We start from the raw sequence: 26094 nt of genomic DNA on the forward strand, positions 1-26094 counted from the left end.
GTCCGCGGCGGCGCGGTGACCGCGGCGGGGTCATCGTGGAGTTCGCCGCGGCCGTGCCTTTCATGATGCTGGCGCTGGCCCTGGTGTGGCAGGTGCTGCTGCTCGGCATCACCGCCATGTACGCCTCGCACGGCGCCGCCGAGGCCGCCCGCCAGGCCGCCGTGACCCCCGACGACATGGCGCGCGTGGACGAGGAGGCCCGCAAGCGCGTACGAGCGCCGTGGGACGGCGCGGACGTGATGACCGTGGAGATCGTGGAGCGCGACGGTGCGCGCTACGCCCAGGTGACCATGGCCATGCCGCTCTTCCTCCCCGGGGCCTCGGGGCCCTGGGACGTCACCGGCGAGGCCCGGGTGGTCACCGAGGTCGAGCCGCGGGGAGTGACACCGTGAGCGCGCGGTCGGGCGGGAGGGCCGCTCCGGCCGGCACCCGCCGGGGCGCCGGAGACCGTGGGGCACGGCGCCTTCTGCCCGGGGGCCGACCGCTCCGGGACGGCGACCGGGGCGGCCCGCTGCTGGAGTTCGCCGCGGTCTTCCCGATCCTGCTCCTGGTCGCGGTCATCGCGATCGAGGCCTTCCTGGCCTTCGTCGCGGTCGAGCGGCTGGAGTCCGCGGCCCGCGCCGGGGCGCGGGTGGCCGGGGCCGAGCAGCTGGAGGGCGCGGAGGCCGCCGCCCGCGCGTCGCTGCCGTCGTGGCTGGACGGGGCGACCGTCACCAGCGGCGTCAACGAGCACGAGGGCTTCTACGTGGAGGTCTCGCACCCGCTGCCGATCGTGTTCTCCGCGGCGGGCTTCGACCTGACGCTGACCCGGCGCGTGGAGATGCCCGATGTGTGAGGTCCAAGCGGTGCGCCGTGCGCGTCGGGGCGATGCCCCGGCGCCCGAGGAGAACGCAGCGGAAGTCGTGGCGGGGCGCCGCACGGCGGGGCGTGTTCCCGCCGCGCCAGCCCCCGGGGGAAGGAGAGCGGGGCCATGGGTCTGAAGGACCGTCTGGAGGAGGACCGCGCCGTCGAGGGGCGTTCCGAACGCAGCAGCGTCACGCACTGGCGCAGGCGCCTGCTGGAGGAGATCAACCTGGAGGACCTCACCCGGCTGACCCTGGCCCAGCGCCGGGTCCGCCTGGAGAAGGTCGTGGGACACATCCTCACCCGCGAGGGCCCGGTGCTCTCCGACCGGGAGCGTTCGGCGCTCATCCGCCGGGTCGTGGACGAGGCCCTGGGGCTGGGCGTGCTGGAGCCGCTGCTGGCCGACGAGACCGTCACCGAGATCATGGTGAACGGCCCCGACAACGTGTTCATCGAACGCGGCGGCCGGATGCAGCGGGTGGACGCCACCTTCAACGGCGAGGAACAGCTCTACCAGACCATCGACCGCATCGTGTCGCTGGTCAACCGCCGCGTGGACGAGTCCTCGCCCATGGTGGACGCCCGACTGCCCACCGGTGAGCGCGTCAACGTGATCATCCCGCCCCTGTCGCTGTCGGGCCCGGTGCTGACCATCCGGCGCTTCCCCAAGCCCTACCCCATCGACGAGCTGGTGCGGATGGGGAGCCTGGACTCGCCGACCGGCATCCTGCTGGCGGCGATGGTGCGGGCCCGCTTCAACATCGTGGTGTCCGGCGGTACCGGTACCGGAAAGACGACCTTCCTCAACGCGATGTCAGCGTTCGTGCCCTCCGACGAGCGCATCGTCACCATCGAGGACTCGGCCGAGCTCCAGCTGATGCAGGACCACGTGGTGCGCCTGGAGTCCAGACCGCCCAACATCGAGGGCCGGGGCGAGATCGCCATCCGCGACCTGGTGCGCAACGCGCTGCGGATGCGCCCGGACCGCATCATCGTCGGCGAGGTGCGCGGTTCGGAGACCATCGACATGCTCCAGGCCATGAACACCGGCCACGACGGCTCGCTGGTGACCGTGCACGCCAACTCGGCGGACGACGCCATCCACCGGTTGCAGACCCTGGCCACCCTGAGCGACGTCAACGTGCCCTACGAGGCGATCCGCGACCAGATCAACAACGCGGTGGACGCCATCGTGCACCTGGGCCGGTGGCCGGACGGGTCGCGTCGGGTCAACGAGATCGCGGTGGTCTCCTCACGGCGGCGCGAGGAGTTCCGGCTGGACCCGGTGATGCAGTTCTCCGCGCTGCCCATGGGCCCCAACCGGGCCGTGGAGGGCGAGTTCCGGCACTTCCCGCTGCCCCGGCACATCGCCGGGCGGATCTACCACGTGGGCGAGGCCATTCCGGCGGCCTTCGGGGTGGTCACCGACGAGCGGCCCCGGAACGGCTGGTGAGGTCCTCCCCCGCGCCCCGGCGGGCGCGTCCCCCGATCGGAATGGAGCTTCGGTGACCTGGCAGTTCGTGGCGATCCTCTGCGGCTTGGCCGTGGTGCTGGCCCTGGCGCTGTGGGCGCTGTGGGAGTTCGTGGCCAGCGCGCAGCACCGGCGGATGATCGCCTCCCGCAGTGCCCTGAACCAGGCCGAGTACGAGGCGTCCACGCCCATGGCGCGGCTGGACGCGGCGATCTACCGCACCCAGTGGGGCGGGCGGCTGTACCGCAGGATCGCCCGGTCGGGCGCGGAGGTGCGCCTGTCCACGTTCGTGCTCGCGCTCCTGGGCGGTTCGCTGCTGGCGGTGGTCGTGGTCTGGCAGGTCCTGGCGCCCTTCTTCGGCCTGCTGGCGGCGGCCGGGGTGGCGTTCCTGTTCTTCTCCTACCTGAACCGCGCCGAGGCCAAGCGGCGCGAGGAGTTCACCTCCCAGCTGCCGGACCTGGCCCGGGTGCTGGGCAACGCGACCTCGGCGGGCCTGGCCCTGCCCACGGCCGTGGCGCTGGCCGCCGACGAGCTGGACGGGCCCGCGGGCGAGGAGCTGAGCCGCATGGCCGAGTCCATGAAGCTGGGGGCCAGCTTCGAGGAGGCCGTCGCGGAGCTGCGCGAGCGCATGCCCTCCCGCGAGCTGGGGGTCCTGCTGTCCACGCTGGTGGTGGCCTCGCGCTCGGGCGGCTCCCTGGTCACGGCGCTGCGCAACATCTCCACCACACTGGAGAACCGCAAGGAGACCCGGCGCGAGGTGCAGACCATCCTCAGCGAGACCACGAGCACCGTGTGGGCGCTGGGGTTCATGTCGGTGGGCGCCCTGTTCCTGATCAACGCCATCGAGCCGGGCATCATGCGCGTCATGACCACGTCCGTGGCGGGGGTGACGGTGCTGCTGGTGGTGGCGGCGCTGTTCGCCGTCGGCTTCGTGCTGGTGTCCCGCATCACCAAGTTCGACCTGTGAGGACCGCTCCCCGATGAACGCCCCCCTCTCCCTGCTGGTGCCGCTCGCCGCCGCGCTGGCCAGCGCGCTGGTCGTGCTGGTCGCGTGCTACGGCCTGTACCTGATGATGTCGCAGACCCGGGTGCGGGTGGCCGACCCGGCCGCACGTCCCACGCGGACCCGGTCCGACGACACGTTCGTGCTGCACCGGATCACCGAGGCGATCGGACGGCCGTTCGCCCGTTCGCTGCACGCGTCGCTGAGCCAGCGCCGACTGGTCTCCGTCTCCGAGCGCATCGAGGCGGCGGGACGGCCGGAGGGGCTGACCCTGGAGCGCTACCTGCGGCGCAAGGTCGGCGAGGTGGCGCTGTACGGCACGCTGGGCCTGTTGATGTTCGCCGCGGGGAACCCGCTGGTCGGGCTGGTGGTGCTGGCCTTCATGGGGCTGACCGACCTGAGCCTGTACGTGCAGGGCCAGGAGCGCGGCGACAAGGTGCAGTCGCAGCTGCCGGACTTCCTGGACGTGCTGGCGGTGACGGTGAGCGCCGGGATGTCGTTCCGTGCGGCGGTGGCCAGGGTGGCGGAGTCGATGCCGGGCGTGCTCGCCGACGAGTTCGCGCTGGCCCTCCAGCAGATGGAGCTGGGCACCTCGCGGCGGGAGGCGTTCGAGATGCTGCGCCGGCGCAACCGCAACGAGTCGTTGAGCAAGTTCGTGACCGCGATCCAGCAGGCGGAGGAGCTGGGCGCCCCGCTCAGCGACACCCTGGTCGCCATCAGCCAGGACATGAGGCGCGCCGACGCCCAGTACATGCGCCGCAAGGCCCAGCGGATGAACCCCCGGGTGACGATGGTGACCGCGGTGACCCTGCTTCCGGGTCTGCTCATCCTCATCGTGGGGTCGATGTTCCTGGGCACCGAGGTCAACCTCGGCCTCATCCTGGGCGGCTGACGCGGACGGCCCCTTCCCCGGGGGACGGGGAAGGGGCCTTGCGGGGGATGGGGGGAGGGGACCCTCCCCCGTTCGGCGGACGGCCGCGCCGCCGGGAGGACCGTGGTCCGGGCGCGGCCGCCGGGAGGATCAGCCCAGGGTGACCCTCTTGGACAGCGAACCGGTCGCGCCGGTGGAGTCCGTGACGGTCAGGGTGACGGTGTAGGTGCCCGCCGTGTCGTAGAAGTGCCAGGTGGTGGCGCCGGTGCCGGTGTAGCCGTCACCGAAGTCCCAGGCGTAGGACACGATGGGGGCGTCGCCCGCGCTGGAGCCGGAGGCGTCGAACTCGCAGAGGTGGAAGAAGGTGTAGCAGCCGCCGCCGAAGTCCGCGGTGGGAGCCGTGTGGTCGGGGGTGCCCACGGAGACCGTGGTCTCGGCGGTGTCGGTGCGGCCCGCGTCATCGGTGACGGTGAGGGTCACGGTGTAGGTGCCCTCGGAGCCGTAGGCGTGGCTCACCGCGGCGCCGCTGTCGCCCCGCCCGTCGCCGAAGTCCCAGTCCCAGCCGGTGACCTCGCCCTCGGAGACGGACGCGGAGCCGTCGAAGGAGCAGGTCAGGGTGGCGTCGTCACAGGAGTGGGCGATGTCGGCCACGGGGCCCTCGGGCGGGGCGGTGTCGCCGTCGGCGGGGAAGAGGGCCGGGTCGCCCACGTCCAGCAGCGGCTCGTGGTGGCCGTCGCCGGAGGTGTCGGTCCAGTCGAGGTTGCCCGCACCGGTCAGGGTGTCGTACAGGGACATGACCCCGGTGCGGTCGCCGGGCTTGGCGGAACCGGTGGCGAGCAGGGCCAGGCCGCCCGCGGCGTGCGGGGAGGCCATGGAGGTGCCGCTCATCGAGCCGTAACCGCCGCCGGGCGTGGTGGAGAGGATGCAGGAGCCGGGCGCGGCGATGTCCACGGTCGCGCCGTAGTTGGAGAAGTAGGACAGGGTGTCGTCGCCGTCGCCGGTGCAGCCCAGGTCGCCTCCGTCACCGCCGGGGGCGCCGTCGGAGTCGGCCATGGAGGAGACCGTGAGCACGTCGGGGTGGTTGGCGGGGAAGAAGTCACCCGCGTCCATCGAACTGTTGCCCGCCGCGACGGCGAAGGCCACACCGGCGTCCACCGAGGCGGTGATGGCCTGGCTGAGGGCCTGGTCGGTGCAGCCCTGGCAGCCCAGGCTCATGTTGGCCACGGCGATCTGGTCGGCGTTGGCGGCCACGTAGTCCACGCCCGCGGCGATACCGGCCAGGGAGCCGCTGCCACTGGAGTTGAGCACCTGCACGTTCCAGACGTCGGCGCCGGGTGCCATGCCCACCACGCCCTCGCCGTTGTCGACGGCGGCGACGCTGCCCGCGACGTGGGTGCCGTGCCCGTTGCCGTCGGTGCCCGTGTTGGGGACGCAGGTGCCGCTGGTGCAGTTCACCGAGTTGACGACGTTGAGGTCGGGGTGGGCGGCGTCCACGCCGGTGTCCAGGACGGCCACGGCCACGTCGGGCACGTAGTCGTCCTGGCCGTTGACCGCCAGGTTGGGGTTGTCGGGGGCGAAGGTGCGGGCGATGCCGTCGGGGACGTCCTGCTCGAAGGTGTGCAGGGTCTGGTCCTCCTGCACGAAGGCCACCTCGGAGTCCCGGAGGAGCTCGGCGGCCTCGGCCGCGGTCATCTCGGCCGCGTAGCCGGTGAGCGCGTGCTCGTAGACGCTGCTGGGGTCGTCGCCGTGGCGGTCCGCGACGTCCTCCGGGGAGGCGTCCTCGTCCAGGACGACGATGTAGGTGCGTTCGGTGGTGTCCGCGGTGTCGAGGAAGTCGGGAACCTCCTCAGCCAGCGCCGGGGACGCCGCGAGCATGACGGGCAACAGGGCGGCGGCCGCCAAGGCCGCACCGATCTTGCGCATGATGCGAAGAACCCTTCGGGGGTCGGGGGACGGGGGATGTGGACGGGTGGCCACCCGGCACTCATCATGCGTCGCGGAGCGCGACCGAACCATACGTGGTCACTACGTAACTCCTCCACCGCGGAGGGGATACGTAGGGCGCCCTCCCGGAGGGCGGCCGGTCGCCGCGGGGCGCGGCGGAGGCTCCCCGCGGGCCCCGGAGGCCACCGGTTCCGCCGCTCCCCCGAGGTGCGCGAGCGGCGGAACCGGGCCCTCCGTCCGGGGTCAGGCCGGACCGGTGGGCGGGAACGGGATGGCGGCCAGGGTCGGGATCAGCTGGGCCTCCTCGTAGTCCAGGTGGGCCTCCAGCTCCCGGGCCATCCGGTCCAGGTCCGCGCGGAAGCGCTCGGGGTCGGCCGTGGACAGGTCGGAGACGAGCGCCTCCAGCTCGCCTCGGATCCGGTCCACGGTACGGTGCTCCTCCGACAGCCGCCGCAGCGCCTCCTCCAGGTGCGGAGCCTGCCGGCCCAGCGCCGGGAAGACGCCGGACTCCTCACTGGAGTGGTGGAAGTGCAGGGACTCGCAGAAGGCCAGGCAGTGCTGGCGCAGCTGGAGGCTGAGTCCCAGCGGTGGCGGGCCGTCCCCGTCCGCCCCGGCGGTGCGCTCGGCGAGATAGGCCTCGGCCTCGGTGCGCACGTGCGTGAGCTGGCCGCGCAGCCAGGTGTGGATCTCCACGAGTTTGTCCGCGAGGTTGGCGACCTCGGCGGGTCCTTCCTCGTGGACGCGCTCCAGGGCGACCACCGGCAGGACCCGCTCGGTTCCGGCCTGGTAGTCGGCGTATCCGGAGTCCGTGCGGACGAACTCGGCGAACAGGCGGTCGCGTTCGGCGCCCTCGGCGGGGACGGCGACGGCGTCGAACGTCTCGGTACCCAGTTCCACACGCACCATGGGGTGGGCGAGGACGTTGCGGTACCAGTCGGGGTGGCGGTCCGAGCCGCCCGCCGAGCCGACGACCAGCACGCGGCCGTCGACGCGGACGAACCCGAGCGGGGTGGTGTGCTCGCGGCCGGACCGGGCCCCGACGGTGGTGAGCAGCAGCAGGTCGCCGCCCTCGAACATGCCGCCGACGCGGCCTCCGTTGGCGCGGAACTCCGCCACGACGGGGATGTTGAAGTCGCTGACGTGGGGTTCGGCGGTCCGGACATGCGGGTTTTCGGTCACAGGTCTCCTTCGAGGTGGTGGTCATGGGTGCGACCGTCCCCGAAGGAACCCGCTGCGGCCCGGGCGCGTGCGCGCACGGGTGGCGGGTGGACGTGGCGGGGAGCCCGGGCATGGCCGGGCCGGAGGAAGGACTCCGGGGAGGTCGCGAGGGGTCTGGGCGCGTTCGGGCGCGGCTCGGGCCGGCGCCGTCGGAACGGCTAGACGCGGTCCGCGGTGTGTGTGCTCACAGTGCGCTCCCGGGATGTCAAGGTGCCTCCATACCTACCGACCGGCCCACTGCTCTGTGGTCGGTGGCACGCGACACGGGGGCGAACCTACACCATCGGGCGAGGGAGCGCCACAGGTACGCGGGGAGGCTGTCCGGACCCGTCGCACGGCGCGGCCCGGGTGCGTCGCACGGACGCGTGCGCTTCCCACGCCCGCCGTACGGGCGTGCGCGCCGCGGCCGGGGCATGCTCAGCCCTACCCCTGCGGTGGGGCTGAGCCCACGGACAAGAGGCCCAGCAGCCGTATGGGACGGGGCCGGCGCGGTCCGTAGTTTCGGGGACACACGAACTGAGAGGAAGTCGGACACCGTGAGTCCCCACACCGAGGGCGCCGCTGCGGCGCCCTCCCCCGGACGCGCCCTCGCCCCCGACCTGGCGCGCGGCTTCATGCTCTTGTTCATCGCCCTGGTCAACGCCCAGTTCTTCCTGACCGGCCCGGACCCGGTGCGCTCCCTCGCCGACCAGGCGGTGACCGTCGTCCAGACGACGCTGGTCAGCGCCCGCGCCATCCCGTTGTTCGCGTTCCTGTTCGGGTACGGGATGGTGCGGATCGCGCACCGCGTACGCGAGGGCGGGGGCGGGTGGATCCACGTGCGGGTCCTGTTACGGCGGCGCGGCTGGGTGATGCTGGTGATCGGCTTCGCCCACGGCGTCCTGCTGCTGCCGGTGGACATCGTCGGCGCCTACGGGTTGGCGCTGCTGCTCTTCCTGGGTCTGGTGCGGGCACGGGACACCACGCTGCTGTGGGCGGCGGGCCTGCTGGCCGCGGGTTCAACGGCCCTGCTCACGGCCCTGACCGTCCTGTTGGCTGGCGCCGAGGGGGAGACCTCCGTCGACGCGCTGTCCCTGGCCGAGGGCGACTTCTGGCTCGCCACGGCCGAACGGCTCCAGGAGTGGCTGCTGCACACACCGTTCACCATGCTGACCGTGGCACTGCCCATGATCGTCCTGGGTGTGTGGGCCGGGCGCCGGCGCGTCCTGGAGGAACCCGGGGAGCACCGGGTGCTGCTGGTCCGCACGGCCGTGCTCGGCCTGGGACTGGGGGTCACCGCTGGTCTGCCGAGCGCACTGGTGTACGCCGAGGTCTGGACCGGACTCTCCCCGCTGGCGGAGGGCCTGCTGGCGGTCCTGCACGAGGCGGCCGGGTGGGGCGGCGGACTGGGGTGGGCCGCCCTGATCACGCTGTTCGCGGCCCGGCTGGGCACGCGCCGGGGAGCCGCCGTGACGGCGGTCGCGGCGGTGGGGCAGCGGTCGCTGACCTGCTACCTGGCGCAGTCGGTGATGTTCACTCTGGTGTTCGCCCCCTACGCGGCGGGGCTGGGGGCGAGCCTGGGGACCACCGGCGCAGCGGGGGTGGCGGTCGCCACGTGGCTGGCCACGGTGGTCCTGGCGGACGGGCTGCGCCGGTCGGGGCGACGCGGTCCGGCCGAGACGCTGCTGCGCCGCCTGACCTACGCGGGGACGTCTCACTCGCCCGCGCCGTGGCGCGGGTCCCTGGGGGGCGGGGCCTAGATCGTTGATGGGAAATGTGTGTCCTGGTCAGTGGTCGTAAGCGATCAACGACCGCTTGACCGGGGCGCCCACCAGCCAGTTGTGCCAGATCACCGCGTTCAACGCGCAGATCCGCTGACACACCCTGGCCCAGAGCCCTTCGGTCGTACGCGCAGCGTGTCGTTCCAACCCGAGCTGGTTCTTCAACGTCCAGATGATCGCTTCGATCCTTTGCCGCAACCACCCCGGAAACACCCGCTCGGGCTCGTCCTTGCGTCGCGGGCGCACCAAAACGTGCCCCAGACCCGCGGCGGCTTGCTCGATCCCGGCCCCGGCGAACCCTTTGTCGCACACGATCGGGCACGGCCCCGCCGCGGGCGGTTGAGTATGCAGCAGGTGCAGCGCCTGCTTGCGCTCGTCCAGCTCCTTGGGATGGGCCAGGGAGAACGAGCACACCGACCCCTCGACGGTGGTGATCAGCACGAGCTTGGCACCCCAGTAGAACGCGTGGTGGGACTTGTCCATCCCGTAGCCGGCGATCTCGCCCAGGCCGGAGCGGTTGACGGTGACCCGCGAGGCGCCGCAGCGCACCGGGGTGCCGTCCATCAACCTCAAGTTCTCGTACCAGGCGGGGGTCGCCCGACTGAGCCATTGGGTGGCCAGGAGCAAGGTCGGGGCCAGGGCGCGCAGGTGGCGGTTGTACTCGGACTGGGTGGGCAGGCGCGGGAAGAGATGGCCGATACGTGCTGGTGCGGCCCGTATCCAGTGTCGTTCGGAGTCATGGCGCAGCAGGACCTGGGCGGTGGCCACGCACACCAGTTCGGCGTCGGTGAGCAGGCGGGGCCGTCCCGCCCGGCGGGGCCGGTTCGTCGAAGGGAGCACATGGTCGTCCAGATGGACGTAGAGTGCTGTCAGAAGGGCGTCAAGGTTGGTCGTCACACACCGATCCTCGACGCCCTTCGTCATGGGCGCAGCAGGTTCAGAGATTTCCCATCAACGATCTAGGGTCTGTTTTTTGAACCGGCCTCAGCTTGTGTGTGTGGGGGGTCGGGCGCCCACGGGGTTCTGGAGGTGGTGGAGGCGGGTTTCCGTGGGAGAACCGCGCCGTAGGCGTCCGTTGAGGGTGGTGGCGGGCGACGGGTGGGCACGAGCGAACCCGCCGGAGACACCGAAGGTTCCCGTGCTTCGGGCGCCCGAACACGGGCCGAAGCGAAGCGGAGGTCCCAAAAAACACTGTCTAGGCGCGGTCGTCGGAGGCCCTCCCCCGACAGCTCTGTGAAGCGGTTCCTGGGGACCGCCCCGCTGTCCCGCGCCGGGTCCTGGCGCGGCATGCGGGGGCCTCGGCTCCGGCGGAGCGTGCGGAGCCCCGCCTCCGCCCGAACGCGCGGGAACGGGGAGCGGAGCACGGTCAACGGTCACAGCCCGCGCGGAAGGCCACCGGTTCCCGTACCGACAGGCTCCCGTGCTCAGCCGCCGATGGGCTCGGGAGCGGCGGGCTGGACCTGTCCGGGCTCGGGGAGACCCAGGTCGGGGTTCCCGTCGAGCTCCACGAACGTGTACCGCGTGTACCACCGCTCCGGTTCGGGGGCGGCGGGGTCCAGGAACGACGCGGGGACCTCCTCCGGGACCGGGCGCCCGTTGAGGCCCCCTCCGCCAGCGCCCTCCGTGGCGAAGCTCAACGGGACCCCGTCCTCGGTGGCCACCAGGACGAACGACGTGTCCGCCTCCCCCGGCCCGCCCCCGGCGGGGAACGTGCCCTCCACCCGGATCGCGGGCACGCCGTCGGGGGCCTCGCCGCCCAGGTGGCCGAAGGCGTCCTGTGCGGGCGGAGGCGCGGAGAGGACCACCTCCTCCTCAGCCGTGACGGTCCCCTCCTCCGCGGCGCGGACGAGCGGTGCGACGACCTCCGCCGGCGCGAACACCTCCTCCGCCGGCCCCGGCTCGGCCCCGTACCAGGTCGGTGCTCCGTTCCACGCGGAGTTCTCCGCGCGCAGCAGGTCGCCCTCGACCATCAGCAGGTCGCTGGTGCGCGCGCCGCTGACGGTACTGGTCCAGCGCAGCGCCTCCGGCGGTCCCGCCTGGTAGAGCACCCGGTCGAAGAGGGTGGGGTCGGTACCGGTGGGAAGCGGCTGGCCGTAGCCCCCGCCGCTCCCGGCGTGGGTGAGCATGGTGAGCTCGAAGGAGTCCGCGGCCAGCAGGGTGTCGAGCGAGGCCGACACCAACTCCGCTCCGCTGAGGGGCCCGGGCGGCGGGTTCCCTCCGGTGGCCTGACCCGACCCGGAGCCGGAGTCGGACGTGGTGGTGTCCGACCCCCCGGACAGGGCGTTCAGGAGCAGGGAGCCACCGCCCACGGACACGGTCAGGAGCGCGGCCGCGGCGACCGCCAGAACGGGAAGCCCGCGCCGGACCCCCGCGCGACGGCGCCCGCGCGAGCGCCCACCGGTCGCCCTTCCACCGGCCGCCTGGCCACCTGTCGCCCCTGCGCCGGTTCCGTGCTCACCGGCCCCACGGTCCCGGGCGGCGCCCGCACCGGTCACCCGGCCCCCGACCCGGCGGCCGCGAGCGCGAAGGCTCCACCGGGGGACGGCCGCGGACCCCGCGGACCCCGCGGTCCCGGCCTCCCGCTCCGCCATGTCCAGGGCGGAGCTGATCCACGCGGCGGGCTGGTCGCGGTCCGCGTCCACGCGCGGCCAGTGGGCGCGGACGAGCGCTCGCAGGCGGTCCGCCCACACGTCGGGGGTGGCGCTGTCCTCCACTCCCGCCAGCAGCAGGCACTCCAGGTAGGCCTCCTCCGCCGGAGGGCGCCGCCCCGGGTCCGCCGACAGCGCCCGGGCCAGCAGGGGACGCAGCCCGTCGGGCACGCCGGCGAGGTCGACGGTGTCCTCCCTGGCCCGGCGGGCCGCCTCCGGCGGTGCGGCGTCCGTACCGAACGGCGCGTGCCCGGTCGCGGCGAGCACCACCAGGCAGGCCCAGGAGAAGACGTCGGAGGCGCTGTCGGGCCGCGCGCCCGCGTAGCGCTCCGGGGCCAGCCAGCCGACGCTGCCCGCGGTGGTCAGGGAGTCCGCGTCGTCGATCCGGCGGGCGATCCCGTGGTCCACCAGCCGGGGGCCTTCCGGGGTCAGGACGACGTTTCCGGGTTTGACGTCCCCGTGCGGTACGCCCGCGGCGTGGACCGAGGTCAGCGCCTCTGCGGTTCCCGCGGCCAGCACCAGGAGGGCGGGCTCGGGGACGGGTCCCTCCTCGCGCACGCGGCGGGCCAGGTCGGGGCCGGGAAGGTACTGGACCGATGCCCACGGCCTCCCGTGGAAGGTTCCGCTGGCGTTGACACCCACGGCGCACACCCCGACGGCCCTGCGCAGGAGGGTGACCCTGCGGTCGGGGTCCGCGGCCGGAACCCACTCGGCGTGGGCGACCCTGAGGGCGACCGCCTCGCCGTCCGGGGCCACGGCGGCGTAGACCACGCCCATGGTGCTGCCGCCGAGGCGACCGATCAGCCGGTGGCCGCCGATCTCGGCGGGATCGCCTCCGGTGAGCGGGCGCACGTGCGCCGGAAGGGAGGCTGGCGGGTTCGGAGCCATGGGGGGACGCCTTCCACTCTCCTGGGCCGGGGGAGCGCGCTGCCTGGACCGCCGACCCATGGTTGCGTACACCTGCTGGGTACCGACCGTACATTCCCGGGCATGCCCCGCGCCGGGCCGGTCCACGAGCGTTCCGGGGCACGAACCGCGCTCCGGGCACCGCGCTCCGGGCGACCGGGCACCGGCAACCAACAACCGGGCAACGCCCCGTGGTCGTCTCCGGCACGGACCACGCCGACGCCCCTACCGCTACCGGACGGAAGCGCCGTCCTCGCCGGAACGCAGGGCCATGGCGTCGCGGCACGCCAGCACCGACTCCAGCAGACCGGGGAAACGCCCTTCGAGCTCCTCGTCGCGCAGCGAGATGAAGCACCGCGTCCCCTCGGTGCGGTTCTGCACCAGACCGGCGTTGCGCAGGATCTTCAGGTGGTGGCTCAGCGTCGACTGGGCGATGGGCAGGTCGATGTCCTTCCAGGCGTGCTCCCCGTCCATGTCGGCGAGCATCCGCACGATCCGCAGCCGGGTCGGCTCGGCCAGCGCAGCGAGAACCGTGACCAGTTCCACCTCGTGGAGGGCGGGGTGCGCGTGCTCCCTGGGAGCCAAGGCGGTCCTCCTCGTACGGCGCCCGGCCGGGACCAGGCGAGATTTGGCTCGTGGACAGTCGGAAGTGTACCTTCGTAATTCGATGTTCGTCGAATATCGAACGCGCAGGCCGACCGGGGAAGCGGTTCCTCCCGTCACGGCCTCGCAGCCGGACCCGCCACGCAACAGGGGGAAGAGCCACCATGTCCGACGTCGCGCTGTCGGTGCTCGACCACGCCAGCATCGCCGAGGGGTCCACGCCCGGTGACGCGCTGCGTTCCGCCAGGGAACTCGCCCAGCACGCGGAGCGGCTGGGCTACAAGCGCTTCTGGCTCTCCGAGCACCACAACATGCAGGCCATCGCGAGCGCTGCCACGTCCGTCTCCCTGGGCTTCATCGCCGAGGGGACCTCCACCATCCGGATCGGCGCGGGCGGTGTCATGCTGCCCAACCACTCGCCCCTGGTGATCGCCGAGCAGTTCGGCACTCTGGAGTCGCTCTACCCGGGACGGGTGGACCTCGGCCTGGGCCGCGCGCCGGGCACCGACCCCCGCACGATGATGGCGCTGCGCCGCGACCACAGCGCCTCGGCGACGTTCCCCAACGACGTGCAGGAGCTCCAGGCCTACTTCGAGCCCGCCGAGCCCGGTCAGCCCGTACGCGCCATCCCCGGCGAGGGACTGCGGGTGCCGCTGTGGATCCTGGGGTCCAGCCTCTTCGGCGCCCAGCTGGCCGCGCAGCTCGGCCTGCCCTACGCGTTCGCCTCGCACTTCGCCCCGGACGCGCTGTACGAGGCGCTGAAGGCCTATCGGACGACCTTCCGCCCCTCCCAGCAGCTGGAGGAGCCGTACGCCATGGCGGGGGTGAACGCCTTCGTCGCCGACACCGACGAGGAGGCCCAGCACCTGTTCACGACGATGCAGCAGGCGTTCCTCGGCACCCTGCGCGGTGCGCGGGGACGGCTGCGCCCGCCGGTGGAGAACCTGGACACCGCATGGCGTCCGGGGGAGAAGGAACGACTGGACCACATGCTTCGTTACTCGTTCGTGGGTTCCCCGGAAACAGTCCGTCGCAAGCTCGAGCTGTTCGTCGCTGACACGGGCGTGGACGAGCTGATGGTGTCGTCGATGATCTACGACCAGGAGGCTCGCCTGCGCTCGTTCGAGCTGCTGGCGGAACTGGCCGACCTCAAGCGTCCGGACCAGGGCTGACCCCACCTCCCCGCACAGGGAGACGGTCAAGGGTGGCGGCGCCGAATCTGTAGGCAGGCAGTGGCGCCGCCTTCCCGGTGCGGGGATGCCGGGCGGGGTTTGCGTAGAACCCCGCCCGGCTCCTGGTTCCGGAACGCGGTGAGGCTCCGGGCCGGGCTGGGACGTTCGGGCGGAGGGGTTCAGTCTCCCCCGCCACCGCCGCCGTCTCCCCCGCCGGAACCGCCGTCGCCGCCTCCCCAGCCTCCACCGGAGCCGCTGCCGCTGGACCCGCCGTCACCTCCCCAGCCTCCACCGTCTCCGTAGTGACCGAAGTCACCGCCCCAGCCCTCGTTCCCGGAGCTGCCACCACCCGAACCGTCACCGGAACCACCCGGCCCCTGGCACAGATCGGCGAACGAGCACAGGGTCTCCAGGCTGACGGAGTCGGAGTCCGCGCCACCTGTGCCTTCGGCACCGCTCGGGTCTCCGCCGCCTCCCGTGTGGGCGGTGACGGGGATCGGGTCCTCCTGGAGCTGCGCGGATTCCTGGTCCGACCGGACCCTGCCGACCTGCTGGCGGGACGCGGACGCGCGCAGCGAGCGAAAGCCCGTGACCGCCGTGTGCCGGACCGCGTGGTCACGGGTCATCCCGTCGTCGGGATGAGTGCCGGTGGAGTCCGCTCCGGCGGTTCCGGCCGCCGAGGCGCCGTACCTCTGGCGGGCCAGCTCCAGTACCGCGTTCCCGGCGGGGGTGTTGGGGCTGAGCGTGGGGCCTCCGGTCGCCGCCATGACCACCTGGGAGGCGACCAGGACAGCCGACGCGCTCAGCCCTCCGGCGAGGAGGCCGAGCGCGATGGCCCCGGGCTCGGCGAGGAGGAACACGGCCGCGCCCCCGGCGGCGACCAGGAGCGCGACGGACCGCATCCACCGGATCGTCCTCGGGGCCCTCTCGCGGCGCCGCAGCGCCCGTCGGAGCCGCGGGGAGTCGACGATCAGGCCGGCCCCGGCGAGGCCGGTGCGCAGCTTCTCCACACCCTGGCCGGCGACGATCCGGCGCAGCATCTCCAAGGCGCTGACACCGACGCGCTTGCGGAAGACCTTCACCAACTCTCGGCGGACGACGCCTTTCTCGTGCGTGTAGGGGCGGGAGGGGCCGACGAGGGTGAAGAGCCCTCCGGCGGACTGCTGGCGGATACGGCCGTGCAGGAAGGCGTCCATGACCGCGGTCTCCCCCACGCGGACCGGGCCTCCCGCGAGCAGGGCCAGCTCGTTCGGTTCGAGTTCGCCCGGGTCAGGCGGGGGCCGGTGGGCGGGTGAGGGGCCGCGGAGCGCTGACCTGAGGGCGGAGTTGCCCTTCAGGACCGCGGAGAGCGGAATGCCTCCGATCACCAGTCCCACGATCAGAGCTGCCACCAGGGAAAGGGCCACGCTGGGGTCCAAGCCGCCACCTCTTGTCTTCGGTCTCGGGAGTCGGGGTCGGGGGGTGGGATTGAGGGTTCGGGTTGAGGGTTGGGAATGGGGGGGCGTGAGGGTCGGGGTGTAGGGGGATTCGGAGCGTCGGGGAGAGGGAGTTACGAGCTGGGTAAGGAGGCCGGGCCGGGGTGTGGGAGCCGGGCCGGGGATGCGGGCTGGGCCAAGAATCGGGAGCGGGGAGAGGCCCAGGGCTGGGATCGGAGCCGGGGTCTGGACTGGGGTTCCGAAGTCGGAACGAGGAGACGAGGATTTCTGGGGATCGGGGTTCTGACTGTGGGGATGCTGATCGAAGGCACCTGGTTCTGCCCGGAGCCGTCGGAAACCAGGGGAAGCCCCAACAGGTGGGGGAATCACGTCCGAGCGAGGAACGGTGTGTCTCCCACAGGCATCTTTGATCCCCCTGTCCTCTCCGGTCACCATGGCGCCTCCGTTCGGAAGCGAGGTTCCATCCAACACCGGGCGCTTCGGAGAGCCCAACGGTGATCTGGTATTTCCCGCCCGTCCATGGCGCCCCCGTAGCACACGTGCCATCATGGTGACCCGCCGACCACCAAACGTGACCCCGTCTCGGCGAGGAGCTGTGACCGCGCATCGACCCGACCACCGGCTTCCGCCTGGGCGTTCATCCCACCCTGTGGACAACGTGTGGTTTCAGGGCCCATGGGGCATCCTGAAGGAAGATGGCCACATCCGGTCAGAAGGCGGGATGGCGTCGGTGTTCATGCCGGATAGTGGGACTCCGTGAGCACGCGCCGCCCACGTACTCCCCCGGTGGCCTGCGGGCAGGGGACCCACCTGCTCAAAGACCGCAGAGATGTGGTGCCGTAAGACCCCCTCCCCAAGGAGTTAAGCCCCGTGAACAGCCTGACCAAACTCTGGGTGACGCTGAGCACCTTCCTTGTGCCAACCTCCAAGGAGAAGGACAAGGGCGCCGGAATTGTCGAGTACGTTGCCGTCATCATTCTGGTTGCAGGTATCGCTGTCGCGGTCTACCAGCTTGGACTAGCCGGGAGAATCAGCGACAGCATCGGTGCCTCCATCACATCCATCCTCCAAGGGCCGGGCGCCGAAGACGGCTTCGAAACCGGTCCCTAAAACCGGACACCACTCGATCCGACCAGCATGACCCCAAAGAGTACCCTCAGAGAAAAAATTAGGATTTTTCCCATGCCACCCTACCTTTCTCACATGAGGGGCGACCGTAAACCCCTGGGAGCAGCCACAGTTGGCGCCTGCACACTGCTCCTGGTGACTGGCTGTGTTGTCAACACGGATGATGCAAATCAAGAGGGAGACCGAGAAGAACCATCTACCCCTGAGTCCTCTCCCATAGCACCTGGCGGCCCAGAGGGCCAAGAAATCATAGCTAGCAGTACCACTTCAGCAACCAACATAGGTAAAAACTTCCAACTGGACGTCTACGCCTTAGAAAATATTGGCGAAGGCCGCATAAGACTTCGCTTCGGAGTGACCAATGATTCCGATGCTTCTTTTCTTCTCTACAGCGGCCTAGGAGTACCAGATAATCCACAGGAAGCCAGCGGCATAACTCTACTGGATCCAATAAACAGAAAACGCCATCTGAACTACGAGAAAAACGACGGATCTTGCCTCTGCTCCCCCACTGGAGGAAATATAGCAGGCGGCGAGACCTTAGAAATGTGGATCATCTACCCGGCACCGCCAACCGACGTAGAGTCCATGACGATAACCACCCCCCTGACACCCCCCCTGCTCGATGTTCCAATCAGCCAGTCTTCCGAAACAGTGGAAAACACAGGACTTTCAGAACCGAGAATTATTGACCTCGTTACCATTACCGACGATCTCGAGGATCAGACCGGACGAACGGAAAGCAACGAAGAAGTCAGCATCATTCTTTCTTCTGACGTACTGTTCGAAACAGGTAGCGATGAACTCAGTTCAGATGCCAAGGAGATTCTACAGCAGGTCGCTACAGAAATTGATGGCGCAAGCTCCGATACTGTAAACATCGCTGGACATGCAGACAACACCGGCAGTGACTCAGTCAACCTTCCACTATCCCAGGATCGTGCCGAAGCTGTCGAATCATCCCTTTCCGAATTAATCACCAGAGGCGGCGTAAGCTTCGAAGTCGAAGGCTACGGATCCAGCGAACCTATCGCCAGCAATGACACAGAGGAAGGGCGCGAGCGCAACCGTCGAGTCAGTGTTACCTTCGAAAAATAGCGAGGAATAAATATGAAAAATGCGACTCGATCCCTCGGTCTCCTAATCCTCGCAATATCAATTCCACTTACAACCTCAGCAGGAGCCAGCACCGCCCCCGCGCGTCCCGCAAACGATCTTGAAGTCTTGGGAACCTCTCCTGGAAGCGCAGAGGAATCACACGATCTCATCGCAGAGGTCCATCAAGCAGAGAGGGACAGTTCCAGATCCTTCCTCTCACTCACTTGGGGGATCGAAAATAAGGGTGATGACCAAGCGTCCATGCTTTGGCTAAGGGACCGTTCATATTCTTACACTGGACAAAATTTCGCTGGAGTTACTATGGTAAATTCAGACGAAGGGACAAGGTATCATCCAATCATGGACGGAAATGGCACCTGTCTCTGCTCGGGAAGCATCTCAAACGATCTTGTCCAGAGCTTGGGGAGTGGAGATAAAGTCACCTACTGGTCCCTCTTCTCGGTCCCTGACAACATCGACTCCGTGACGGTCGAAATCCCGAACTTCGATCCCATCGAGGACATCCCCATCTCCTGACGTCCCCCACCACCCAGATCGCCTAGGAGGCGGCGTTGCCCACCCCCCACCGCCCCGAACTCGGGGACACCCGACGGCCCTCCCCCACCGGGCCACCCGGGCGGTCCGGCGAGCGCAACGGGCCGCCGAGGCGGCACCGGGGTGGCCGGTTCCTGCAAGGGTTCCGGCCTGCCCGGAGAGCGGAGGGCGACCGGGGCGCGGCGTTCGTCGAACTGGCGGCGGTCACCGTGCTGGCCGCGGCGATCATGGTCGCGGTCTACCAGCTCGAACTCAGCCAGACCTTCAACAGCGGGGTCCGGCAGATGGTGTGCCTGGTCGAGGGCCCCGGTTGCGGCGACGAGACCTGGGTGGACGCCGACCGGCCGGAGGAACCCGAGGAGTACGAGTGGGGCCAGGGCAACTCCAACGCCCTGGAGAACGAGACGCTCGCGATGGACATGGCCGCGGACCGCGGCTGGACCGAGAACGAGTGGGAGTGCCTGAGCAACCTGTGGAACGTCGTCTCCCACTGGGACCACACGTTCGTCAACACCGAGACCGGTGACCACGGCATCTCGGGGTTCAACCCGGCCAGGCACGGCTCCATGCCCGAGGGCTTCCGCGAGAGCCCGTCGGCGCAGATCTCCTGGGGGATGAGCCACATCGCCGACGCCTACGGTTCACCCTGCGCCGCCTGGACGTACTGGGAGAACACCGGCACCTACTGAGGGCCGTCCACCCTCTCCCCCACCCGTCTCCCCCAGCCGCCCGTACCTCTGGCTTCCACCCCTCCGCACACTCTCCTGCGGGCCCCTGCGGGACGGCTCACCCCCGCACGGAGGCTCCGCGCTTCCTCACACCCGCGTTTCCCCACGTCCGTGCTTCCTCACACCCGCGTTCCCTTACACGAGCACCGCTCACGGAATCGGGTGCGTCACCTTCGCGGCATGTTAAGGTTCCGCAAAACACCCACAGAAATTGGTAAATACTAGGGTCTTATCAGACATAAGGGGCATTTCTCTCTGCGGAGCGTTCGTACCCTGAACGCTCCCACGCCGCCCCGCCGGGGGCTCTGGTGTGGAAGACGGGCACCGCTGCCGTCTCGTGGGGGCACGGGTCGGCACTGACCACACGGGGGTTCGGTGAAGATCGCCTATCTGATCAACGACATGTACGGCATCGGCGGAACCGTTCGCACCGTCGCCAACCAGGCGGCGGCGCTGTCCGTCCGGCACGAGGTCGAGATCGTCTCGGTGTTCCGGCACCGCGCGGAGCCCGTTCTGCCCGTACCCGCGCAGGTGAGCCTGCGCCCGCTCGTGGACGTCCGCGGGTACGACGACGCTGACGGCAAGGGAACCGACGGCCGTCCGCTGTACGAGGGATCGGAACGGGCCGGTGTACCACCGCTGCTCTTCCCGCCGGAGGACGCGCGCGGTCCCACACACAGCCGCCTGACCGACGACCGGCTGGAGGAGTACCTGGCCACCACCGACGCCGACGTGGTGGTGGGCACCCGGCCGGGACTGAACGTGGTGATCGCCCGGGCCGCTCCGAGCCGGGTGGTCAAGATCGGCCAGGAGCACCTGACCTACGACCAGCACTCCGAACCGCTGCGCCGGGTGATGGAGGACGCCTATCCCCACCTGGACGCCTTCGTGACCGTGACCGAGGCCGACGCGCGCACGTACCGGGACCGGATGCCGATGCCTCGGGTGCGCGTGCTGTCCATCCCGAACTCGGTGCCCGCGCCCGCGTTCACCGCCAACGGGCACAACAGCCGCACGATCGTGTCCGCCGGGCGGCTGGCCCCCAGCAAGCGGCACGACCTCCTGGTGCAGGCCTTCTCCATGGTCAGCGAGGACTTCCCCGAGTGGACGCTGCGGATCTACGGGCGCGGCAACCGGCGTGCGGCTCTGGCCCGGCTGGTGAACTCGCTCGGGCTCCAGGACCGTGTGTGGCTGATGGGCGCGCACCCCCGTGTGGAGGAGGCCTGGGCCCAGGGTTCGTTCGCGGCGGTGACCTCCAGCGAGGAGCCGTTCGGGATGACGATCGTGGAGGCCATGCGTTCGGGACTGCCGGTGGTGAGCACCGACTGCCCGCACGGTCCGGCGTCGATCATCCGCGACCGCGAGGACGGGCTGCTGGTGCCCAACCGGTCCGCCCCGGGGATCGCCGACGGGCTGGCCCAGCTGATGGCCGACGACGAGCTGCGCCAGCGGATGTCGTCCGCCGCGCTGACCGGCTCCGAGCGCTTCGACCCCTCCAACGTCATGCTGATGCACGAGGAGCTGTTCTCCGATCTCTCCGGCCACGAACCGCCTCCTCCGCGGGCCTCGGTGCCAGCGCCGCGCCCCGAACCGGCCGCCGCCTGCCGGGTGCGCGTGGACGGGGACGGGGTCGCGGTGCTGTCGTTCACCGATCCGCCCGACCGGGTGGTGCTGACCCTGGAGGGGAGGCGGGTGGAGCTGGAACCGGACGGCAGCGGCGACGTGGTCGTGGACGCCTCGCGCGCCCGGCTGGCCGCGCGCACCTGGGAGGTGCTGCGGCTCGACGGCGACCGGGAGACCCCGGTCCACGACGTGGAGATCCGCCAGCACGGCTTCCCGTTGGACCCGGAACGGGTCGGGCGACTGGCCCTGGTGCTGCCCTCCCGTTCGGCGAAGGGCCGTCTGGTTCTGCACGTGAGGCGCTCGGCGCACCACGCCGAGGTGGAGCACGTGGAGTCGGCCGACGGGCTGATCACCGTGCAGGGCCGGGTGCTGGGCCGCACCGCCCCGGACGCCCACGCGCGCCTGGCGGTGCGGCTGCGCACTTCGCCCGGGGCCCTGCGGGAGTTCTCCGCACCGGTGGCCGGTGACGGCCGCTTCACGGCGGTGGTGGATCCCGAGGTCGTGGTGCACGGCCGGTACGGCGAGTCGGAGAAGTGGGAGCTGCGCCTGGTGCTCTCCGACGGAACCGAGTGCACCGTGGGACGGCACCTGTCCGGCGTGGCGGGCTACCAGAAGATCATCCGGTACCCGGACCAGAAGGTGGAACGGGACGGGGGGTCCGGCTCGCGGGTACGCCCCTACTACACGGTCAACGACCGCCTGGGACTCGTGACGTCGCCGCTGGCGCCCACCCTGGAGGTGGACGGCGTGCGGGCGAGCCCGGCGGGGCGCCGCGGCAGCCGGCTGCGGTTCGAGGTGCGCCTGGCCTCCCCGCCCCCGGAGGGCGCGGAGTACGCCGTGGAGGTGGTGCGCGGCACCGACGTGGGCCGGCGCTTCCCGCTCCGCGCCGTGGGCGGTTCCGCCTCCGGCGGCCGTCTGGTGGGCTCCCTGCCGCTGCTGGCGAGGACGGAGTACGGCGGGCCCGGAGCGATCCGGGCCACGTGGCGGCTGCGGCTGCTGGCGGGGCCGTCGGGGGCCCTGGGACGTCTGGGCGCCACAGCGGTCTCGGACAGCACCTCGCGCCGCTGGAGCCACGGCCCGTACGTGCGCTCGGCGACCGTGACGCCCCTGGGCTCCGGTGACCTCCAGGTCACCGTCGCCGACGTCCACGCGTGGGAGGCCGTCCGGCGACGGATGCCCTGACCCGGGGCGCCTCAGGCCTGCCCGGTGCGGATCATGCGCTGGGCGAGGCTGAGCCGGTCCAGCAGCCAGTCGGGCAGGTGGTCGGCTCCGCGGGGAAAGTGCTGGATGTCCTGGTGGAAGTTGCGGGGATCGGGTTCGAAGTCGAACTCGGGCGGGGCGTCGTGGTCGAAGTGCGCCCCGATCTCCCGCGACTCCTGAACCGTGAAGCGGGCCGTGAACCACGTGCCCTTGCCCGGCTGGTACATCCCGGTGCGCAACTGGTCCAGCAGCCGCCCGACCTCGGGGAGGAGCAGGTCCCACTCCGTGCCGCCGTCCGGTCTGCGCACTCTCACCCGTGACGAGGAGACCCCGAACAGGCCCCGGTAGTCGACGACGACCTCCTTCCAGGGCCCGTGAACCGAGTCGAGGGTGCGGTCCACGATCTCCTGGACGGTGTCCATCATCTCCTCGGGGGTCATGTCGCCCGGGGACATCCGCGTCCGCGGCTCGGGACGCGAGGCGATGAGCAGGCTCCAGGGCGACCCTCCGTCCTGCGCCTCGGGCACGCGGTCGCCCTCCAGCCGGTCCCGCAGCCAGACGGGGACGTGCTCGTCGTCGCGCGGGAAGTGCTCCAGGTCGAGCAGGTAGCTGGCGTCGTCCCTCGGCTCGTCGAAGTGCGGCTCGTTCTCGTAGTCGTAGCGGATCCGGTAGCTCGCGGGCCGGTCGACCTCGTAGTAGGCGGTGTACCAGGTACCCGTCCCCTCGGCGTACATCCCCGCGCGGATCTCCCGCAGCCGCTCCAGGGTGGACAACGGCGGGATCCAGCCGCTGCTGCGCCCGCCCTCGAACATCACCTCGAAGAGGGCCGTCTCGCAGGCGCCCAGTCCGGAGTACACGAGCCGGAGCTTGACCCAGTCGTCGGGGGCCGCCCGGAGCAGGTCCGTCCCGATCCTGCGGAGGAGCTCGTCCTGTTCGACGGGGGTCATCGCTTTACGGGCGCTCATGTCCTCGCCTTCGCTTCTTCTGCGGTGGAATGGGTGCGAATCCGACCACGCACCACGACTCGACACGCGCCGGACAGTGTCCATCCTCCCTGTGCGGAACCCGCCGTGGGCCCCACATCCGCCAGAACACGCCGGACAATTCCCACGAAGTCGTGCGACCGCGTGGTCCGGCGCGGACGGCTCCCCAGCCGCCGCGCCGCCACTTCGCGTCCGAACAGGGCGAACACCCCTCACACCGGCCCCAGAAGGGACCACGGTCGTCCACAGGCCCTACCGCTTCCCGACACGCCCGGATAAGCTGCGCTGGTCGGGACGTTGTCCGGGCGTGTTCGCGTGCTCACCACGCGCGACGTGGCCCGGTCCTCCTCCCTCCCCCCGCTCCCCTCCTCCCGGGAGCGCCCCCTCCCCTGATGGAAAAGGCATGGGACTGCGACGGATCCTCCCCCACACCGCCCCTCCGCCCGGGCGGCACGCGCCGGGCAGGGGCGACGACGGACAGGCCAACGTCCTGCTCCTGTTCGGGCTCACCCTGGCCCTGCTCGCGCTGACCCTGCTGTTCGTGCGTGTGGGCGCCGCCAACGACCAGCGCTCGCAGACCCAGACCGCGGCCGACGCCGCCGCGCTGGCGGCGGTGGGCGCCCTCCAGGAACGGGCCGCGCAGGACATCGTCGACGGCGCCTACCCCATGCCCTGGTTCGACGAGGAGGCCGCCCAGGCGCGCGCCGAGGAGTACGCGCGGAGCAACGGGGCGGTCCTCACCGACATCCGCGCCAGCGACAACGTCATGGGACGCAGCGGAAACATCGTGCGGGTGGAGGTGCGAGGCGCCGTGTGCCAGCGCGAACTGGAGGAGGACGGGTCCCGGCACTGGAACGACGTGGTCTGCGACGGCAGCGAGGAGGAGACCAGCACCGTCGTCGGCAACGCCTCGGCCATCGCCATCGTCCGCATCCCCCACCAGTGCGGGCGCGACGGGGGCGAGCTGGTCTGCGACGGCGGCACCGTCGACGACCTCGCCTCCGCCAAGCGCCTGATCGACGTGCACCTGGTCGACCAGGAGGGCCGCTACAGGTTCAACCCCAACTTCGTCGGAGGGGGCGGGCCCACCGTGGACTGCGCCGCGCTGGGATCACTGCACCCCATCATGTGCGCGGCGCACCAGCGCCTCCAGCAGGAGTTCCCTGGCTTCTACCTCTCCGCGGGCGGCCGGCGCAACGAGCCGGGCAGCGACCACGACAGCGGCGAGGCGGTGGACTACATGATGGCGGAACTGGGCGCGGTGCCCACCCCGCAGATGCACGCCACCGCCATCACGGTGATCGACTGGGTGATCCAGAACTCCCACCAGCTCGGGGTCAAGGGCATCATCTACGAGCAGCGCATCTGGAACGCGACCACCGGGGACCCGGTGGGCCCCTGGGCGAGCGTGAGCCGGTCCATGGAGGACAGGCGGAGCAACACCCAGAACCACATCGACCACATCCACCTGGCGGCGGGCCTCGGTCCCATGCGGTGACCGTGCCCCGGGCGGGGGTCCGAGGAGTTGTCCACAGGCGACGGGAGGGGCTTGCCGGGGCGGCGTCCGCCCCCGAACCTGGAGGGTATGACAGTCCGTGAGCACACCCTTCCCGACCGTTCCCTCCTTCTGCGCACGCTCGCGCCGATCGTCGCCCCGCTCTCCCCCGACGCGGTGGTCTGCGACATCACCGCCTCCTACGTCTGGGGCGTGGACCTGCACCCGGCGGGCACCCGGGCCACACGCACCCGCCCGCACGTGGCGGTCCCCCGGGGCGTGCGCACCAGCGGCATACCGGTGGTCGCCCACCGGGAACACGTACCCGCCGCGGACCGCGACGTGGTGGAGGGCGTGCGCGTCACCACTCCGGTGCGCGCGGCCGCCGACGTCGCCGCCCGCGCACCCTCGGTCTTCATGGCCACGGCCCGCCTCGACGCCTTCCTCTCCCGGGGACTGGTCACCAGGGGCGACCTGGTCCGCGCCACCCACCGGATCCGCTCCCAGCGGCAGCTGGGGCAGCTGCGCACCGCTCTGCGCTACTCCTCGGAGCTGAGCCAGTCGCCCGCCGAGTCGTGGACGCGCGTGCTGGTCCTGGAGGCGCTCCTGCCCCCTCCCGTCCCGCAGTGTCCGGTCGTCACCGACGAGGGCGTGTTCCACACCGACCTCGGCTGGCCCGACCAGCGGGTGGCACTGGAGTACGACAGCCTGGAGTTCCACTCCTCGACTGTGGCCAGGGCGAGTGACCGGGTCCGGTACGCGGCGATGCGGGCACGGGACTGGGAGGTGGTCTCGGCGAGCGTGTACGACCTCCAGTCGCGGCCGGGACGGCTGCTGCGCCGCATCCTGCACACGCTCACCCGCCAGGGCTGGTCGTGCCCTCCCGAGCATCTCCGGCTCATCCGGAGCCGCGTGCGCGCCTACGAGAGGGAGCCGCCCCAGCTGTTCGGCCCCCGGCCGGTCTAGACAGTGTTTTTTGGGACCTCCGCTTCGCTTCGGCCCGTGTTCGGGCACCCGAAGCACGAGAACCTTCGGTGTCTCCGGCGGGTTCGCCCGTTCCTCACGAACCCGCCTCCACCACCTCCAGAACCCCGTGGGCGCCCGAACCAATCCCCCACAAGCTGAGACCGGTTCAAAAAACAGACCCTAGGCGGTACAGGGCTCGACAGCGCGGGTCCGGGCCGTGACCGGGCACGACGCGACAGGAGGTGGACACGTGGACCGGGGCAACACCCTGCTGGAGTACGCCGCCCTTCTGCTGGCGGTACTGTCCCTGCTCGTGGCGGCCGCCGCGCACGGAGCACTGGAACGGCTCCCCGCGGAGCTGCGGGGAGCCGTGCACCGGGCGCTGGGCGGCGCGCCCGGTTCCCGTCCCGCGGACGGCACGGACACCGGTGACGGCACGGCCA

The 26094-nt window shown here is 70.9% G+C and carries 21 protein-coding genes; 14 read left to right on the forward strand and 7 right to left on the reverse strand.

From position 1 onward, the window contains the following. Window positions 1-35 precede the first annotated feature (35 nt). From FYW99_RS04285 to FYW99_RS04305, 5 genes are all read left to right on the forward strand, one after another. Window positions 36-392 (forward strand): pilus assembly protein, encoded by a 357-nt coding sequence (locus FYW99_RS04285; RefSeq protein WP_150250437.1) that lies wholly within the window; start codon window positions 36-38, stop codon window positions 390-392. After that, a complete protein-coding gene (locus FYW99_RS04290) occupies window positions 389-835 on the forward strand; it encodes a TadE/TadG family type IV pilus assembly protein (RefSeq protein ID WP_394350327.1) in 447 nt (148 codons plus the stop codon). The genes FYW99_RS04285 and FYW99_RS04290 overlap by 4 nt, the downstream gene beginning before the upstream one ends. 135 nt (window positions 836-970) lie before the next feature. Further along, window positions 971-2296 (forward strand): CpaF family protein, encoded by a 1326-nt coding sequence (locus tag FYW99_RS04295; RefSeq protein WP_017565392.1) that lies wholly within the window; start codon window positions 971-973, stop codon window positions 2294-2296. Window positions 2297-2348: 52 nt separating this feature from the next. Continuing rightward, entirely contained in the window at window positions 2349-3281 is a 933-nt protein-coding gene (locus FYW99_RS04300) for a type II secretion system F family protein (protein ID WP_150250439.1), read from the forward strand. A 13-nt stretch (window positions 3282-3294) separates the two neighbouring features. Continuing rightward, window positions 3295-4209: a type II secretion system F family protein gene (locus FYW99_RS04305; RefSeq protein ID WP_150250441.1), complete on the forward strand. Its 915-nt coding sequence runs from the start codon at window positions 3295-3297 to the stop codon at window positions 4207-4209. A 129-nt stretch (window positions 4210-4338) separates the two neighbouring features. Here FYW99_RS04305 and FYW99_RS04310 read toward each other — a convergent pair whose 3' ends face one another. Then, window positions 4339-6111, reverse strand: coding sequence for a S8 family serine peptidase (locus tag FYW99_RS04310; RefSeq protein ID WP_150250443.1), 1773 nt, complete (start codon window positions 6109-6111; stop codon window positions 4339-4341). 264 nt (window positions 6112-6375) lie between these two features. Next, window positions 6376-7311, reverse strand: a complete 936-nt coding sequence (locus tag FYW99_RS04315) for a nitroreductase/quinone reductase family protein (RefSeq protein WP_150250445.1) — start codon at window positions 7309-7311, stop codon at window positions 6376-6378. Window positions 7312-7886: 575 nt separating this feature from the next. Here FYW99_RS04315 and FYW99_RS04320 point away from each other — a divergent pair. Then, window positions 7887-9089, forward strand: a complete 1203-nt coding sequence (locus FYW99_RS04320; protein ID WP_223838707.1) for a DUF418 domain-containing protein — start codon at window positions 7887-7889, stop codon at window positions 9087-9089. Window positions 9090-9116: 27 nt separating this feature from the next. On the opposite strand, the gene FYW99_RS04325 is transcribed toward FYW99_RS04320, so the two are convergent. The 3 genes from FYW99_RS04325 to FYW99_RS04335 form a co-directional block, all read right to left on the reverse strand. Then, a complete protein-coding gene (locus FYW99_RS04325) occupies window positions 9117-10007 on the reverse strand; it encodes a transposase (RefSeq protein WP_150250447.1) in 891 nt (296 codons plus the stop codon). A gap of 527 nt (window positions 10008-10534) precedes the next feature. Next, window positions 10535-12646 carry a serine/threonine-protein kinase gene (locus tag FYW99_RS04330; protein WP_150250449.1) on the reverse strand — a complete coding sequence of 704 codons (2112 nt, stop codon included), beginning with the start codon at window positions 12644-12646 and terminating at the stop codon, window positions 10535-10537. A gap of 249 nt (window positions 12647-12895) precedes the next feature. After that, window positions 12896-13249, reverse strand: a complete 354-nt coding sequence (locus tag FYW99_RS04335) for an ArsR/SmtB family transcription factor (protein WP_061082265.1) — start codon at window positions 13247-13249, stop codon at window positions 12896-12898. 182 nt (window positions 13250-13431) lie between these two features. Here FYW99_RS04335 and FYW99_RS04340 point away from each other — a divergent pair, with 182 nt between their 5' ends. Further along, the gene (locus FYW99_RS04340) at window positions 13432-14439 is read left to right on the forward strand and encodes an LLM class flavin-dependent oxidoreductase (protein ID WP_150250451.1); all 1008 of its coding nucleotides are present in this window, start codon (window positions 13432-13434) and stop codon (window positions 14437-14439) included. A gap of 179 nt (window positions 14440-14618) precedes the next feature. Here FYW99_RS04340 and FYW99_RS32795 read toward each other — a convergent pair whose 3' ends face one another. Further along, window positions 14619-15857 (reverse strand): TIGR04222 domain-containing membrane protein, encoded by a 1239-nt coding sequence (locus tag FYW99_RS32795; protein WP_150250453.1) that lies wholly within the window; start codon window positions 15855-15857, stop codon window positions 14619-14621. 888 nt (window positions 15858-16745) lie between these two features. Between FYW99_RS32795 and FYW99_RS04350 the strand changes: the two genes are divergently transcribed. From FYW99_RS04350 to FYW99_RS04370, 5 genes are all read left to right on the forward strand, one after another. Beyond that, window positions 16746-16985, forward strand: a complete 240-nt coding sequence (locus tag FYW99_RS04350) for a hypothetical protein (protein WP_150250455.1) — start codon at window positions 16746-16748, stop codon at window positions 16983-16985. Between the two features lie 72 nt (window positions 16986-17057). After that, the gene (locus FYW99_RS04355) at window positions 17058-18101 is read left to right on the forward strand and encodes an OmpA family protein (RefSeq protein ID WP_223838709.1); all 1044 of its coding nucleotides are present in this window, start codon (window positions 17058-17060) and stop codon (window positions 18099-18101) included. 12 nt (window positions 18102-18113) lie between these two features. Beyond that, window positions 18114-18638: a hypothetical protein gene (locus tag FYW99_RS32175; protein ID WP_223838711.1), complete on the forward strand. Its 525-nt coding sequence runs from the start codon at window positions 18114-18116 to the stop codon at window positions 18636-18638. Window positions 18639-18673: 35 nt separating this feature from the next. Beyond that, window positions 18674-19345 carry an aggregation-promoting factor C-terminal-like domain-containing protein gene (locus FYW99_RS04365; protein ID WP_150250457.1) on the forward strand — a complete coding sequence of 224 codons (672 nt, stop codon included), beginning with the start codon at window positions 18674-18676 and terminating at the stop codon, window positions 19343-19345. 414 nt (window positions 19346-19759) lie between these two features. Then, the gene (locus tag FYW99_RS04370) at window positions 19760-22189 is read left to right on the forward strand and encodes a glycosyltransferase family 4 protein (protein WP_150250459.1); all 2430 of its coding nucleotides are present in this window, start codon (window positions 19760-19762) and stop codon (window positions 22187-22189) included. Window positions 22190-22200: 11 nt separating this feature from the next. Here the strand turns inward: FYW99_RS04370 and FYW99_RS04375 are convergent, their stop codons facing one another. Beyond that, on the reverse strand, window positions 22201-23172 hold the full coding sequence (locus FYW99_RS04375) for a hypothetical protein (protein WP_150250460.1): 972 nt from the start codon (window positions 23170-23172) through the stop codon (window positions 22201-22203). A 421-nt stretch (window positions 23173-23593) separates the two neighbouring features. On the opposite strand from FYW99_RS04375, the gene FYW99_RS04380 reads away from it, so the two are divergent. Both FYW99_RS04380 and FYW99_RS04385 read left to right on the forward strand, forming a co-directional pair. Beyond that, window positions 23594-24688 (forward strand): pilus assembly protein TadG-related protein, encoded by a 1095-nt coding sequence (locus tag FYW99_RS04380; RefSeq protein WP_150250462.1) that lies wholly within the window; start codon window positions 23594-23596, stop codon window positions 24686-24688. 87 nt (window positions 24689-24775) lie between these two features. Beyond that, on the forward strand, window positions 24776-25651 hold the full coding sequence (locus tag FYW99_RS04385; RefSeq protein WP_150250464.1) for a hypothetical protein: 876 nt from the start codon (window positions 24776-24778) through the stop codon (window positions 25649-25651). Window positions 25652-26094 lie beyond the last annotated feature (443 nt).

It is taken from the genome of Nocardiopsis deserti, from assembly GCF_008638355.1.
Lineage (GTDB): Bacteria > Actinomycetota > Actinomycetes > Streptosporangiales > Streptosporangiaceae > Nocardiopsis > Nocardiopsis alborubida.